This is a genomic window from Cohnella boryungensis (assembly GCF_042651945.1).
Classification (GTDB): Bacteria; Bacillota; Bacilli; order Paenibacillales; family Paenibacillaceae; genus Cohnella; species Cohnella boryungensis.
The window spans coordinates 316,400-329,680 of record NZ_JBHSED010000040.1; the positions used below are offsets into that span (position 1 = coordinate 316,400).

19 protein-coding genes are annotated in these 13,281 nt (G+C 50.4%); 15 read left to right on the forward strand and 4 right to left on the reverse strand.

The features are described 5' to 3' along the window. Nucleotide 1 precedes the first annotated feature (1 nt). The 9 genes from ACFO1S_RS20175 (at nt 2) to ACFO1S_RS20215 (ending at nt 5,715) form a co-directional block, all read left to right on the forward strand. Entirely contained in the window at nt 2-1,021 is a 1,020-nt protein-coding gene (locus ACFO1S_RS20175) for a hypothetical protein (RefSeq protein ID WP_204601343.1), read from the forward strand. Nucleotides 1,022-1,035: 14 nt separating this feature from the next. Next, on the forward strand, nt 1,036-2,313 hold the full coding sequence (locus ACFO1S_RS20180) for a hypothetical protein (protein WP_204601344.1): 1,278 nt from the start codon (nt 1,036-1,038) through the stop codon (nt 2,311-2,313). A 447-nt stretch (nt 2,314-2,760) separates the two neighbouring features. Beyond that, nucleotides 2,761-3,057, forward strand: coding sequence for a hypothetical protein (locus ACFO1S_RS20185; protein ID WP_204601345.1), 297 nt, complete (start codon nt 2,761-2,763; stop codon nt 3,055-3,057). 10 nt (nt 3,058-3,067) lie between these two features. Beyond that, nucleotides 3,068-3,307, forward strand: coding sequence for a hypothetical protein (locus ACFO1S_RS20190; RefSeq protein ID WP_204601346.1), 240 nt, complete (start codon nt 3,068-3,070; stop codon nt 3,305-3,307). A gap of 2 nt (nt 3,308-3,309) precedes the next feature. Continuing rightward, a complete protein-coding gene (locus tag ACFO1S_RS20195) occupies nt 3,310-3,540 on the forward strand; it encodes a hypothetical protein (protein WP_204601347.1) in 231 nt (76 codons plus the stop codon). Further along, nucleotides 3,537-4,016: a DUF1643 domain-containing protein gene (locus ACFO1S_RS20200; protein WP_204601348.1), complete on the forward strand. Its 480-nt coding sequence runs from the start codon at nt 3,537-3,539 to the stop codon at nt 4,014-4,016. The genes ACFO1S_RS20195 and ACFO1S_RS20200 overlap by 4 nt, the downstream gene beginning before the upstream one ends. Before the next feature lie 4 nt (nt 4,017-4,020). Beyond that, nucleotides 4,021-4,740, forward strand: coding sequence for an ASCH domain-containing protein (locus ACFO1S_RS20205; RefSeq protein ID WP_378127442.1), 720 nt, complete (start codon nt 4,021-4,023; stop codon nt 4,738-4,740). Continuing rightward, complete coding sequence (locus ACFO1S_RS20210; protein ID WP_204601349.1) at nt 4,737-5,132, forward strand: LexA family protein; 396 nt, start codon at nt 4,737-4,739, stop codon at nt 5,130-5,132. The genes ACFO1S_RS20205 and ACFO1S_RS20210 overlap by 4 nt, the downstream gene beginning before the upstream one ends. Nucleotides 5,133-5,232: 100 nt before the next feature. After that, nucleotides 5,233-5,715, forward strand: a complete 483-nt coding sequence (locus ACFO1S_RS20215; protein ID WP_378127443.1) for a hypothetical protein — start codon at nt 5,233-5,235, stop codon at nt 5,713-5,715. A gap of 59 nt (nt 5,716-5,774) precedes the next feature. Here the strand turns inward: ACFO1S_RS20215 and ACFO1S_RS20220 are convergent, their stop codons facing one another. From ACFO1S_RS20220 to ACFO1S_RS20230, 3 genes are all read right to left on the reverse strand, one after another. Continuing rightward, nucleotides 5,775-6,812, reverse strand: a complete 1,038-nt coding sequence (locus ACFO1S_RS20220; protein ID WP_204601351.1) for a restriction endonuclease — start codon at nt 6,810-6,812, stop codon at nt 5,775-5,777. 252 nt (nt 6,813-7,064) lie between these two features. Next, nucleotides 7,065-7,199, reverse strand: a complete 135-nt coding sequence (locus ACFO1S_RS20225) for a zinc ribbon-containing protein (RefSeq protein ID WP_204601352.1) — start codon at nt 7,197-7,199, stop codon at nt 7,065-7,067. A gap of 27 nt (nt 7,200-7,226) precedes the next feature. Next, a complete protein-coding gene (locus tag ACFO1S_RS20230) occupies nt 7,227-7,409 on the reverse strand; it encodes a hypothetical protein (RefSeq protein ID WP_204601353.1) in 183 nt (60 codons plus the stop codon). 88 nt (nt 7,410-7,497) lie between these two features. Between ACFO1S_RS20230 and ACFO1S_RS20235 the strand changes: the two genes are divergently transcribed. The 4 genes from ACFO1S_RS20235 (at nt 7,498) to ACFO1S_RS20250 (ending at nt 10,307) form a co-directional block, all read left to right on the forward strand. Then, entirely contained in the window at nt 7,498-7,776 is a 279-nt protein-coding gene (locus ACFO1S_RS20235; RefSeq protein WP_204601354.1) for a hypothetical protein, read from the forward strand. Between the two features lie 188 nt (nt 7,777-7,964). Beyond that, a complete protein-coding gene (locus ACFO1S_RS20240; protein WP_204601355.1) occupies nt 7,965-8,627 on the forward strand; it encodes a MarR family transcriptional regulator in 663 nt (220 codons plus the stop codon). A 47-nt stretch (nt 8,628-8,674) separates the two neighbouring features. Next, nucleotides 8,675-9,967, forward strand: a complete 1,293-nt coding sequence (locus ACFO1S_RS20245; protein ID WP_204601356.1) for a site-specific DNA-methyltransferase — start codon at nt 8,675-8,677, stop codon at nt 9,965-9,967. Between the two features lie 130 nt (nt 9,968-10,097). Continuing rightward, nucleotides 10,098-10,307 carry a hypothetical protein gene (locus tag ACFO1S_RS20250; RefSeq protein WP_204601357.1) on the forward strand — a complete coding sequence of 70 codons (210 nt, stop codon included), beginning with the start codon at nt 10,098-10,100 and terminating at the stop codon, nt 10,305-10,307. Here the strand turns inward: ACFO1S_RS20250 and ACFO1S_RS20255 are convergent. After that, complete coding sequence (locus ACFO1S_RS20255) at nt 10,304-10,879, reverse strand: hypothetical protein (RefSeq protein WP_204601358.1); 576 nt, start codon at nt 10,877-10,879, stop codon at nt 10,304-10,306. The two genes, ACFO1S_RS20250 and ACFO1S_RS20255, sit on opposite strands and share 4 nt — an antisense overlap. Nucleotides 10,880-10,948: 69 nt before the next feature. Between ACFO1S_RS20255 and ACFO1S_RS20260 the strand changes: the two genes are divergently transcribed. Together ACFO1S_RS20260 and ACFO1S_RS20265 are read left to right on the forward strand one after the other, a co-directional pair. Next, nucleotides 10,949-11,851, forward strand: a complete 903-nt coding sequence (locus ACFO1S_RS20260; protein ID WP_204601359.1) for a phage terminase small subunit-related protein — start codon at nt 10,949-10,951, stop codon at nt 11,849-11,851. Next, nucleotides 11,844-13,262, forward strand: a complete 1,419-nt coding sequence (locus ACFO1S_RS20265; RefSeq protein WP_204601360.1) for a DEAD/DEAH box helicase family protein — start codon at nt 11,844-11,846, stop codon at nt 13,260-13,262. The genes ACFO1S_RS20260 and ACFO1S_RS20265 overlap by 8 nt, the downstream gene beginning before the upstream one ends. The last annotated feature ends 19 nt before the right edge of the window (nt 13,263-13,281 follow it).

A 13,281-nucleotide genomic window follows, 5' to 3' on the forward strand; every position in this document is an offset into this window, starting at 1 on the left:
CATGGCTTACACTGAATTCAAGGCACTGTTGAAAAAGATCAATCTTAAGCCGAAGGGTGTAAAGGAGATCGTGCTGGAGGTTTCAGATGGCGCACTTTACGGGAAAATCGATATGCTTTCCGAAATGCTTGACGGAAGGGTTGCGATCGCCATCGATGCGGAAGTTGTCCGGTATAACGTCCAAATCAATACCCGGACCGAGAAGCCGATCAAATCGTACCGTGTCGACGAGCAGGGCGTCGTGTCCGAATACAAGCCGGAAGGCGAGCAGATTGAAATGGATTTGGATGTCGCCAAGCGTAATGATCTGATCGAGGTCGTCCCGGAGGAAATCAGTCGCGAAGTGGTAGATGACTTTATTCTTTCCGGGTTGGCACCGCGTCCGGAGAAACACTGGTATCCCATCCATGAGTGGGTCGCCCGCTTGGCTGCCGGCGAGACATATCTCAAATTGGCTAACGAAGCCGGCATGAGTAGCGGCCGTGTTGTTGATCTGATCGACGGGTACCGCGAGGACGTCGCGCCTTTGGCAGCCAAATGGGACGAGTGGTGCAAGAACAGGGCGGAGCAATTGGGTGCAGAGCCGGCGGACGACGAAGACGATGAATCCGACGATCCACATGGGATTGGCGACGAGGATCTGGACGACGGCGTCGGTCCCAATCACATCGATGACGAGTCTAGTGACGATGCTGAAGAGTTGGAGGATCTCGACAAGGTGGGCGATCCGGAAGACACGATTTCCGAATGGGAGCGTCAAGTCCTTGAAGGGAATGCTCCGAAAAGTGAGGGAGCATCCGAAAAGGGGAACGATCAGGCTGACATTGACGCGATCATCCTGTCCGAGCGCCCTAAATTTGAGGATATTCCCTATGACTTCCCGGCGTTACTTGAGCGTCGTAAGAGCGGAGAAACATGGGTTGAAATCGCCAAATCGATCGGTACGCGCAGTACGATTTTGTCGGCAGCTTGGTTGAAATATAAAAAGCGTGTCGCTGAGCAACGGGGCGGCGCCGCTTAATCTGGAGGTTCGTCATGAGCGATATCAAGAAGCGTCAGGCTACGCCCGAGGAGATCGCAGATTTGGATCGTAGGTTGCGTCTGAAATACGAAGGACCACCAGTTAAGCGGTGGGAGCCGATTCTGACCAAGGAACAGTATTTCGACAAAAGGGCCGCCGGCGAGCATCGGGAAGACCTCATTCTGAAATACTTCAATAACGAAACAGATAAGCTTGTGAAACAACTTCGAGGATGGGGCATACGATCGTGGAAAGAAGAGATGGCGGAGGTGGAGGCGTTGACCAATGGGAGCAGTACGGTTGCTACGATTACTAAGGAAGAGTATCTGCAGCGGCGACTTACTGGCGAAACCAGAACAAGGATCATGCGCTTGATCGGTGGTGCTCAGCCTAAATTCTATAAATTGCTGGAGTCTTGGGGCATTCGCGAACTGGATGCGGAAGAACGGGCGTTGGAGTTGCTGGCACCCATCAGGACAGCCAGCGAGGTCGATTGCCGGACTGCGGAACTCTTGGAGCAAAAGGCAACCGCTCGCGGGCTTATCGAATTAAATGCGCAGAATCAGCCAGCAGCGTCTCCGGAAGATGCAGCTTCCGCGGAAGCGAAGGAGGGGGAGCCGGCTGACGAAAAATCGGTTGGTCAAGAGATCCTCAAGCGCGTTGAGCAACGAGTAGAGGAGAAAGATCAAGCCCTTGCTCAGTTGCAGGCTGAGCGTAATGCTCTTAAGGCGGAAGTGGATAAAGCTGTTGAAGAAATCAGCAAACTGCTCGACAAACGCGGGGAAGATCTCGTTCGCTTCGAGAAAGCGACAATCAAGATTCAAGAGCAGGAAGAAAGAATTCGTGAGTTAGAGGATGATCTTTTGGAAGCTGGGGCGAATCATCTCGAGGCAGTAAACGAGGCACAAAACGGTCATGACCGCATTCAGGAGCTGGAAGAAGAGCGTAATATGTTGCTCCGGACGATCGAGGCAGCTGCGCTGGAGACTAACGAAGTCGGCTTTGTTACGATCCGGATGCCCGTCCTTCCTGTTTCGACGGCCAACGCCGAGCGGGCTCGCATCTACGATGCTGTTGAGGCGCTTGGAGCCGGAGTCGAGGCAGCCGAGATCGATCGGGAGCGTGTAATGCGGGAATTGTTCCTGCTTCTGCAGCGCGCTGTCAGTTTCGTCACGGCCGATCTGGCGGAGCTGCTCCCAGGGCAGGACGTAAGCGAACATGTCCAGAGATTCTTTCAGGCGCATAACGTTCGGCACAATGCGAGCGTAACGGCAATGCAAGAAGCGGTGTGACCACTAAAAGGGTGTTCAACATACATACAGAGGAGAAATTGACTATCTCTCCTCTATATGAGCTTAATATTATCCTCGGACGCCACCACCGGCACGGTTGCCTCTATGGTGGTCAGAGTCGTGATCTCGATCTCTATTTCGTTCGATTTCTCTATGAATGTCCCGCTCTATCCAACTCGGCTCTCTAGGTTCACGTCCTGACCGTGGACCAGCACCGGAATCACCACGAACCGGTGAATTAACTTTCTCAACATTGTTTGAATTATTTGTCGGCATTTTCTCAGGCTCCTTTGGATTAAGGTAGTTGTTCACTAATATGATGTGCAGAGTTTTATTGATTATCCAGGGATCTAATGGCGATCACAGGCTTCGGGGCGAAACGAACGGCTCTGGAACGGATCACCGGATCCAGTGGCCAGCCTGCGCACGGTATGAGGAGGGATCATCTTGAACACTGAGGAATGTATAGAGTTTTTGGGATACAAACTCGACAGGATTGACCAGCAGATGGTCGACCTGGCCGTGACGATCTTCAGCGGAGTAACCGCAACAAACGGGGGCATACAGGTAAATCTTAATCGTTTGGCCAGAATGGCCATTCCCAACCACCAATTGAAACAGGTGAAACGAGCGTGGGTAGTAGTCATTTGGGACGATACGAATGCCTATGGGACCTCGAAATTTGAGAATAGATCGTTAACCAAAGCACTCCGAGCGGCAGTGAAGTATGTGAAGAAGAACTAGGGGCTGCGAAATGAACGTCGATACAGGAGAATTGGTTCGGTTGAAGGAGCAGGAGCGTAAACGGCTTGTTTGCGGTGAATTCGAGCCGATCCCCGCGGAGCTACGGGCGGCTGCCGAGAAGAAGATGGCAGGGAGTGATTCCGCTGTCATAAGCCTGTCGTCGGGCGGCAAGCTGTCCAAGTGGGCGCGGCAGCAACGGAAGAAGAAACGGAAGTCTGCGCAGGACTCGCGCCGGCGGAATCGGGGGTAGCGATGGTCAGGATTACAATTCATTACGACGACGGCCGTCTGGACGAGGTTTGCGATGCAGCTCAGTTCATTCTTTTCCACGTTCCGCCGAGCGATAAAGTGGAGCAGCTCGTTATGACGGCGCAGTGTTCAGCAGAGTTTCTTTGGCAGTCCATAACCGAAGAGAATGCGCGTGGATATTACAAGCAAGCGTTCAAGGCGATGAGCCGGAAGCGACTGGGGGAGCGGCAATGAACGTGGGAGCGGTTATGGATCCAACTGACACATACAGATATTCGTTATGGCGAATTTGGAATGCAGATTTGCCGACGGTCCTCTTTATCATGCTGAATCCGTCAACAGCCGATGCAAATAAGGATGATCCAACCATTCGCCGCTGCATTGGATTTGCAAAAGCTTGGGGATTTGGAGCATTGGAAGTCAGAAACTTGTTTGCCTATCGCGCGACTGATCCGGATGAACTGAAACGTTGTGCTGATCCGATCGGTCCTGATAACGACAAGCACATACTCGAGGGAGCGCGGATAGCAGATAAAATCGTTCTTGCCTGGGGAACGAAAGGTTCATTGCTGGGACGCGGCCAAGCTGTTTATCAGATGATTGCCAAGTATGAGCCGGAATGTCTGGCTATCTCTGCTGATGGCCATCCGAAGCATCCGTTGTACATTAGAGCTGATCAACCGGCAATAGTTTATTCGAGGGGAGGGTAATATTTTGCACTGGTCTGATAAATACCCGCACGACCTATATGCCAGCGTATTGCTGCTAGACGGCAAGATCGAGAACTGGAAGGTTGTCGATTATCCGAAGAAAACACCGGGCATATTCTCAGGGTTTTGGAAGCGAGATCGTCTTAAGGATTATACTGTTCAGACGCAAAAGTGGACCGTGAACAACTTTCTTGAGTCTCAGGACGCATTCAACAAACATGCGCCTGCATGGTTCCGTCAGTGGCCGCATGCGGACGATTACATCGGTTTCCCGGCTTACGGTACACCGATGCAAGCCATCACCGTCTGGCAGCCTTGGGCGACACTGATCGCGCTGCGGATTAAGAGATTCGAGACGAGGGGCTGGCTGACGAAGTATCGTGGCCCACTGGCCATTCATGCAGCAAAGCATGTCGATCTGAATGCCAGCAGAGAGGACGCAATCAGATCAGTGTTGTCGGAATATGGATTTACATCGGACAACCTTCCTACAGGAGCAGTAGTTGCGACGGCCGTTTTGAATGATTGTGTGAAATCGGTAGACACCTGGACGGATGGATACATTCTCGAAAACGGAGTTTATGTCTATTCGCCTGAGTATGAATTTGGTGATTTCACACCTGGCCGCTTTGCGTGGGAGCTTACGGAAGTCGCGGCGCTGCAGAAGCCGATCCCGGCTAAGGGAAAGCAGAGGATATGGAATTGGGATGGAGGGTTCTTATGACCCAATCTAACGCACAACCATTATCGCGGGTGCAACGGCAAGCGTTGGAGTTCATCGAGATGTTCATCGCGAAAAACGGATATTCTCCTTCAACCAGGGAATTGGCTAGCGCAATGAAATACGAATCCTCTTCCACAGCTCACTACCTCTTGGAACGGTTGGAACGAAAGGGGTACATCAGTAAGGAGGCTTCAGGGCCTCGGACGATCCGACTGCTTATGCCCATTGCTCCGTCCGGAAGCGATTTGAATAATGAGGAAAATCGCCTTCGAAAAGAAAATGCCATTCTTATTCAGCAACTGGTAGTGATTGCAGAAGTCGCGACAGAAGAAACCGTTAAAGGTGCTGCTCGGCAGACTTTGAGGGACATCGGAGTCGAAATAGATAAATAAAAAGAATCCCCCGTGTATGCCTGGCAGCGACGCGGGGGAATTCATGGTTAACACTCGCCATCATTATAGCACAGACGGAGGATGGTGAGGAGGAATGGCAATGGTATGGCAGTCGGAGCTATTTCCGAAAGCAACTAAGGTTGAGATCCAGCGTACGAAGTTCCTGCTCAGCAAATACAGAAGCATGGAGCTGCTGATGGCGGATTTCGAAAAGCATGAAGAGGACATGCGTCAGGTGGCCGTTGACGGAGAGATCGCCCGGCGCATCGATCAGGAGGATTTACACGCCGACAAGACAGCGAATGCCGCGGTGCTTGCGGAGAAGCAGCGCTGGGTCTATCAGCAATACAGGTTCTACACACGACATCTTCAGCGGGCAGCCGTGCTGATCCATGACGAAGAGGCGCGGAAGGCAATCGAATTCCGATACCTGAAGGGATATTCCTTCACGGAAACCGTTTTGTTCTTCCGGAGCAGCATGAGCGACAGTACAATCCAGCGCAGGCTGACGGAGGGGACGGAGTCGATTGCGAATACGCTGAAGCTGTTGGGGTTCTTTGAGCGGGATGATGTGAGGTTTTGATATAAGGAACCAGCGGCAGTTCAGTACATATGTGCCCTAGCTGCCGCTATTGCATTTCATTATCTCTTTTTGGCTTGAGACAGTTCAAAATATCTAAAATCATAATATTGGCTCATGTAATCATTCCAGGAGAGATCTTCTTGTATTATGGAGAGTTCCTTAATGAGTACTGTCCTGTCCCAAAGCGCTACGTTTAATTTCTCAGCTAAATTTCTAGCTGGTTCGGTAAACCAGGAATTTGTTACCACTAAAGCCTCATCGCAGTCATAGAAATCCTTACCCGAATAAGCCTCTTGGATCGCTGAATTGTTTACTTTATTCTTGTAACGTTTGCATTGAACGCCGATTTTTGTTCCTTTCCTTGAAATAATCAAGTCGAGACCATCATCTCCGGATGCCGGAGTAAGCTGTACATTATACCCTATCCTTCTAAAAAAAGATGCCATGAATTCTTCAAATGCAAAACCGTCAAGCTTGTCTATTGTTTGAATTGATGATGTAATCTCTAAATAAGTCTGATAGTGATTTCGTACAAATTCACGTACTTTATGCTTTTCTATTTCTCGAATTCGCTCTATTTGTTCTCGAGCTGATGAATTGTAATCTTCCGTCGTATTTGACTTCTTTTGCTCATTTTGGATTACAAATAAAGCAATAGTTCCAACGACCAAGAATTGAATGATGACCAAGATTACGTCAAATACAAAAATGTTAAACTTTAACTCGTAATCGTTGCGATCTAGAAAGGTGTTTATCCAATTGTATAAGTATCCTCCAAATATCGCAGCGAGAAATATGTAAATGATGATTCCCGTAGAACTTTTTTCGAGAAAAGCTTCAAATTGCTCAGTTCGGGCCCTCTTACGAAACATCTTCGCATTTTGAACATAATAATCACGTCTGCGATCTGCTTCCTTCTCAACCTCACACGAAATGCAATAGAGCTGGATCTGATTTTCGGCCACTCGCTTAACCGCTATTTCGTTATGGATTTTGCATGTTCGCGTATGATTAGTTTTTGGAACGGCATTCTTAAAGCTAGACTCTCCTTGCCACTTAGTGCTTGTATATCCATAGTTTCTTCTTTTGTAATACAAGAAGCACACCACCTTGATGACAATTATTGCTATATACCGTATCATACACTGCAATCGATAATAGGGGAATGAAATGTCTGAACTTGACCGTACCTCGAACGCAAGTTGAACATCATCTGACGCTCTATCCGTGGTACATTAATAGCATGCCATACGAGGTTGACCACCTCACTCCTCTGTCGCCGCTCCGAAAGGGGCGGCAGTTCTTATTTATGTTAAAAGAAAAAAGGCAGCCATTTGGCTGCCAGTAAACTATGGTCTGTATTCAGTGCCAGAGCATTTAGGGCAAGGTGGAAGCCTGTCCGAATTATCGTCGAGAAGAACGCTTGTTCCACAATTTTTGCAAGTGTAAATTCCTATTCCTGGTTTTTCACCTGTTGTTGACATCAGTATCACCTCTTCTTTGTGGCATGTTTATTTATTGTGCTTGGTCTTATCTACGGGGACCCAAGTATTTCCGGGTTTGCTGGTGGGAGGCAGTGGCTTGCCTTCTATACCAGTAATCTCGGTCTTTCCGACAATACCGCCACGCGGCCCTGCTTCTTTGAATTGAGCGGAATCTGGCGGTTTTTGTCCAGGTCTGTACTTCTCAGCCATGACTTTTCACCTCCTTCTATGTACCTATTACGTCAGAAAAATAGAAGAGTTTCATAAATATTAACAAGAATGGATATGGGGAACTGTGTTGGAAAATGTGAAAATAGGTTGTCAGATCTATCGAATTATTGAAGTCGGGTGTGTCAGCAAATACGAACCTAGGAAAGGTGAGATCGATCTATATCACAGAGAAATCCGGATTGATAGGGGAATGACAAAGCTGGATAAAAGAGAAACGCTGATTCATGAAATAATCCACGGAATTGATGAATTTATGGGGATTAAATTAGAAGAATCGCAAGTGCGGAAACTTGGTGCGGGGTTAGCCATGGTGTTTCAAGACAATCCCGATTTGTATACAGACTAATCCGGACTCATCATCCCGCCATTGTCAGGCACTGTACTACTTGATGACCGAAAGTCGCGCTGAAAGCCTGAGAGGCTATTTTCAGCGCGCCCCATCCAAATCCGACATAACACAAGCATTTTCTTGACCATCGTCTAAAAATGTCTGATACTGGAAGATGATGTTTGATTATGGCGGGGGGCTGTAACATGAATAAGAATTCAAGAATTCAAAATCCTTTGACTGTAATCGCTATATTTGCAGGTCTTGCAGAAACGGCGGGCACAATTGTGTTGCTGGGACTCCCTCTTGAGATTCAACAAGTATTTGTATGGTTTGTAATGCTACTTCCGGTGTTGTTAATAGTTTCGTTCTTTTTGGTATTAATTTTCAAACATAAGGTGTTATACGCACCAAGTGATTTTTCAAATGATCAATATTTTATGGATTTATTGGAGTCAAAAGATAAGAAACTTCAAGAAGTTGCTTTAGCAGTTGAAGAGACTAAGTCTCTCGCTGAATCAATGTCACCAACTGATGCTGATAATATAAATGAATTGAAAAAGAAGCTTGAGGAAATTGAAGATACGGTACATAGTGCAAAAGAGGGTAACACATCTGAGTTTGAATTTTCGTATAAACTATATAAGAAAAATACTGAAGAAACAGAAAACACACTAATACAAATACTTAAATCGAAAGCACCTGCTGGATTAACTTTGGATGATATATGTATGAACATCGACAAAAGTCGTAGATTTGTAAGCATTATAATTAAACGACTAATAACCAAAGGGCTTGTGGTAAGAAGAGATGAAAAATATTTTATAACAAAGCATCATGCAAGTGCTTTTGATGAAGAATTAGTTTAGTTACCATTAAAGCATCCATTGGATGCTTTTCTTTTTGGAGGTGCACCATGAACATTCAACTCATTTCGCTCGACCGAATCAATCTGGCAGCCTACAATCCCCGCATCGATCTGCAGCCGGGCGATCCGGAATACGAGAAGCTGCGCCGCAGCATCGAAGAGTTCGGCTACGTCGAGCCGATCGTCTGGAACGAGAGGACAGGGAACATAGTCGGCGGCCATCAGCGATATAAGATTCTAAGGGCACGTGGCGATCCCGCAGTGGAAGTGTCCGTTGTCGACCTGGACGATCAGCAAGAACGGCTGCTGAACCTCGCGCTGAATAAGGTGTCCGGCCGTTGGGACGAGGAAGCATTGGCCAGGCTGCTGGATGAGCTGCAGGCCGGCGGCGCCGAGCTGGATCTATCCGGATTCGAGACTGAGGAAATCGGCGAACTGATCAGCGGGCTCCCGGCCGACTCAGATGTAGCAGAGCCGGTTGGCGAAGATGATTTCGACGTTGACCAAGCACTCAAGCAGATCAAGGTACCGGAGACGCGCTGCGGCGATGTGTGGCAGCTCGGACGGCATCGCCTGGTATGCGGAGACGCAACGGATCCGGAAGACGTGGCCATGCTCATGGACGGCGCCCGCGCAGCGCTGGTCGTGACGGATCCGCCGTACAACGTAGCCGTGGAGAGCGATTCGGAACGGCTGGCCGCCGACGGCCGTAGCTCCATATTGAACGACGACATGCCCGCGGAGGAATTCGCGGGCTTTCTTCATGCCGTCTTCCAGCGGTACGCCGTCATAATGGCACCGACTGCGGGGATCTACGTCTTTCATCCATCTTCGTATCAGAGACAGTTCGAGGATGCTATGGAGGCGGCCGGCATTGCCATTCGGAGCCAATGCATATGGGTCAAGAATGCCGCTTCGTTCGGATGGAGCCAGTACCGCTGGCAGCACGAACCCGTCTTTTACGCTCATCTCCGCGGGAAGGCCCCGGCGTGGTATGGCGACCGGCGGCAGACGACGGTGTGGCGTGCCGGATTGCCCGTGGAGGAGCCGGAGCCTTCGACCGTGTGGGAGGTTTCCCGCGGCGACGTCGGCAAGTACGTCCATCCGACGCAGAAGCCGTTGGAGCTGCTAGCCATCCCGATCGGGAACAGCAGCCAAGCCGGCGACGTCGTAGTGGATCTCTTCGGCGGATCCGGCAGCACGCTTATGACCTGCGAGCAAATGGGGCGGGAGTGCCGAACGATGGAGCTGGATCCGGTTTTCTGTGACGTAATCAAAGAAAGGTTCCGGACGGCGACAGGCATTGAACCGATGCTGATCCATCGTTCCGCGACAAAATAAAAAGGAGAGGCGCGCTAACGCCCCTCCCATCCGACCGGAAACACCCCGGCCGAGATCATGTACAGCCGTGGCCACGGTTACGAACACATGATCTCATATTCATCATAATGGGTGCCGAGGTGTTTGACCAATGCCGAATCAAGATGATTTGCTGCAGCAGCATGAGCTCGAGGTGTTGCTTGGCATTATGGAGACAAAGGAGCAGTATAGGAAGATCATTAAAGCGGCTGTCGCGCGCTGGGTGAAGGACTTCCAGGACAATCGGATCGAGATAACAACCGTCGACGATCTGCGGAAGCTGATTGAACTGGACATCGAGCTGCAGAAGGGAGAGCTCTAGTTTGTAGCTCGTCCTTCTGCACGAGAGACCTCTTCTGCAATTAGTAAGTGGGATATGATTTGAGTAAGCACCTTATTATTTATTCTCAGCCTGACGGCACTAAGCGAAAAAACAGAGTATAGACATACTGCTAGGAATATCAAGAAAAAGGTAGTCGCCCCATAAACGTCCCAGAGTAAACTCTGGTTCTCGGGAATTGTATTATCTCCACGAATTAATTCAATGGTAAGTGAAACAACAATTGGCATAAAGGTTATTAGGGGAATGACTAAGGAACTCGTTTGACTCACGGAATCAGCTATTGGGAGTTTCCGCTGTTTTTCCATGATTTTTAGATTAAGTAATGAATTTTCGAATTTATCTCCGTTCGATTCCTTTAATATTTTATACGCGCTTTTTAACCTGATAACGTCTTCGAAATCTTCAAGTTCATTATCATGAACTATTCTTGCAATGGGTTTGTCTAGCTTTATTAATTCTTTGTTTACAGATCTTCGTTCATAAATGAAGATGGCTAAAGTAAACCCAACAAGAAATACAATAGCTCCATACGCGATCAGTGGTATGTTCATTTGATCCCTCCTTCTAAATAGTATCGGTAATAAATCCCAAATAGTTTAGTGCGGGGGTGGTGGTATGTAGTGGGTAAAGAACGCAGCCCGAATAGAGACAAAGCAAAACAGATGTGGCTAGAAAGCGGCGGCAAGATGTTACTGAAACACATCGCCGCCGAGCTGGGAATCGGCGAGACGCAGGTCCGGAAATGGAAGAGTCAGGACAAGTGGTCCACCTATCTGAATAGTAACGTTACCGTTGAAACTAATAGTAACGTTACCAAACGAAAGGGAGCGCCCATAGGCAATCGAAATGCAGTCGGCAACAAGGGCGGCGCGCCGAAGGGCAACCAGAATGCCAAGGGGAACCGTGGCGGCGCCGGTGGCCCGCACGGGAACAAGAAAGCGGTCCGGACAGGCGAGCACGAGACGATCTGGTGGGATATGCTTGCTGATGACGAGCAGGAGCTGCTGGCGGGGATCGACACTGATCCCGTTGCCCAGGCTGACGAAGCGATCGCTCTGCTCTCTATCCGAGAGCGGCGTATGCTCGGACGCATTCAGCGCTTGACGGATGGTCTAACGGAGGAGCAGCGAAGCGTGCTTCGTGAGCTGCGGACCGTGAAAGAGGCGAAGCCGATTACCGATCCGAGAACCGGCAAAGAAACGACGGTCGTCACCGAGTCCGAGAAAATGGTTGTGTCCAAGATCGAAACGACAACTATTCGCATCCTTGAGGACATCCTCCGCATCGAGGATGCCCTAACCCGCGTTCAGGCGCAGAAACTGAAGGCGATCGAGCTGAAAAATAGGTTCGTGGCCGTGGACGAAGAAAAGCAAGTCCGAACGGCCATACTGCAGATCGAGCTACAGAAGCTCCAAGGCGGCGCCGGTGCAACGCAGAGCTGGACCGAGGCGCTTAAGCAGATTGCGGAGCGGCGTAAGGCAAATATGGCTGAGAAAGCTGCGGCGGTGACCGGCGATGAGTAAGCCGTACAACGTCGTATCGGATCTGGTTCATCTTCTCGACTTGTATTGGGACGATCCGGTTTCCTTCGCGCAGGATATGCTCGGAATGGATCCGGACGATTGGCAGCGCGAGGTCATGATGGACGTTGCGCAGTACCGATTGACCAGCGTTCGGTCAGGCCAAGGCGTCGGGAAGACAGGCGCGGAGGCGGCGCTTGTCATTTGGTTCCTGTGCTGTCGGCCGAACCCGAAGGTCGTCTGCACAGCGCCGACACGGCAGCAGCTCTATGACGTGTTGTGGGCGGAGGTCGCCAAGTGGCTCGAGTCGTCCATGGTTAAGAACTTGCTCAAGTGGACGAAGACGAAGGTCTACATGGTCGGCCACGAGGAGCGCTGGTTCGCGACGGCCAGGACAGCGACTCGTCCGGAGAATATGGCCGGCTTCCACGAAGACCACATGCTGTTTATCGTGGACGAGGCCTCCGGCGTAGCCGATCCGATCTTGGAGACGATTCTCGGTACGTTGACCGGGGAAGACAATAAGCTTGCGATGTTCGGAAACCCCACGCGGACTGCTGGGGTTTTTTATGATTCGCATAACCGGGACCGGGCGCGTTTTTGTACGCACAAGGTCGACAGCCGCGATTCAAAGCGGACGAGCCGTGAGAACATCCAGATGCTTATCGACAAGTACGGCGCCGAGAGCGACGTTGTACGCGTGCGGGTGTACGGGGAGTTTCCGAAGGCGGAAGCCGACTCCTTCATTGCGCTCGAGTTGGCCGAGTTTGCAGCCGGCGCGACCGTTGAGGAGGCGGGAGATACGCTGCACTTGGGTGTCGACGTCGCGCGCTTCGGTGATGACGAAACCGTCATCGCCCCGCGGATCGGTATGAAGGTCTACAAGCTCCGTTGTTACAACAAGCAGGATACGATGGTCACTGTCGGCTGGGTCATTTCGACAGCTCGCGAGATGCTGCGGAAGTATCAGCAGCTCCGGAAAGTCGAGATCAAGATAGACGACAGCGGCGTCGGCGGCGGGGTGACGGACCGGTTAAACGAAATCGTCTTGGAGGAACGGCTGCGGGGATGGCGGGTCACGCCGGTCATCAACGGGAGCAGTCCCACCAAGCATGCGACGGAGCATTATGAAAATCGCGGCACGGAGACCTGGGCGGATCTGCGCGATCTGCTGCAGGAGTCCCTCTCCAAGTACATTCAAGGGAAGCCGGCGGCGCTCGAGCTTCCAAACGACGATCGGCTCGTCACGCAGCTCTCGCAGCGGAAGTACCGCATGACCAGTAAGGGCAAGCTCGCTCTCGAGCGTAAAGAAGATATGAAAAAACGTGGACTGGATTCGCCTGACCGGGCGGATGCGGTTGTTTTAGCGTTCGTGGAGCCTGCGCGCAGCGGGGTCTATTTCCCGGATGCCTGATAACGAGAGGAAGGAGGAA

Coding starts and splice junctions, on each gene's coding strand:
- ACFO1S_RS20175 (WP_204601343.1), top strand. CDS start 2: ATGGCTTACACTGAATTCAAGGCACTGTTGAAAAAGATCAATCTTAAG.
- ACFO1S_RS20180 (WP_204601344.1), top strand. CDS start 1,036: ATGAGCGATATCAAGAAGCGTCAGGCTACGCCCGAGGAGATCGCAGAT.
- ACFO1S_RS20190 (WP_204601346.1), top strand. CDS start 3,068: ATGAACGTCGATACAGGAGAATTGGTTCGGTTGAAGGAGCAGGAGCGT.
- ACFO1S_RS20195 (WP_204601347.1), top strand. CDS start 3,310: ATGGTCAGGATTACAATTCATTACGACGACGGCCGTCTGGACGAGGTT.
- ACFO1S_RS20200 (WP_204601348.1), top strand. CDS start 3,537: ATGAACGTGGGAGCGGTTATGGATCCAACTGACACATACAGATATTCG.
- ACFO1S_RS20210 (WP_204601349.1), top strand. CDS start 4,737: ATGACCCAATCTAACGCACAACCATTATCGCGGGTGCAACGGCAAGCG.
- ACFO1S_RS20215 (WP_378127443.1), top strand. CDS start 5,233: ATGGTATGGCAGTCGGAGCTATTTCCGAAAGCAACTAAGGTTGAGATC.
- ACFO1S_RS20225 (WP_204601352.1), bottom strand. CDS start 7,199: ATGTCAACAACAGGTGAAAAACCAGGAATAGGAATTTACACTTGCAAA.
- ACFO1S_RS20230 (WP_204601353.1), bottom strand. CDS start 7,409: ATGGCTGAGAAGTACAGACCTGGACAAAAACCGCCAGATTCCGCTCAA.
- ACFO1S_RS20240 (WP_204601355.1), top strand. CDS start 7,965: ATGAATAAGAATTCAAGAATTCAAAATCCTTTGACTGTAATCGCTATA.
- ACFO1S_RS20245 (WP_204601356.1), top strand. CDS start 8,675: ATGAACATTCAACTCATTTCGCTCGACCGAATCAATCTGGCAGCCTAC.
- ACFO1S_RS20250 (WP_204601357.1), top strand. CDS start 10,098: ATGCCGAATCAAGATGATTTGCTGCAGCAGCATGAGCTCGAGGTGTTG.
- ACFO1S_RS20255 (WP_204601358.1), bottom strand. CDS start 10,879: ATGAACATACCACTGATCGCGTATGGAGCTATTGTATTTCTTGTTGGG.
- ACFO1S_RS20265 (WP_204601360.1), top strand. CDS start 11,844: ATGAGTAAGCCGTACAACGTCGTATCGGATCTGGTTCATCTTCTCGAC.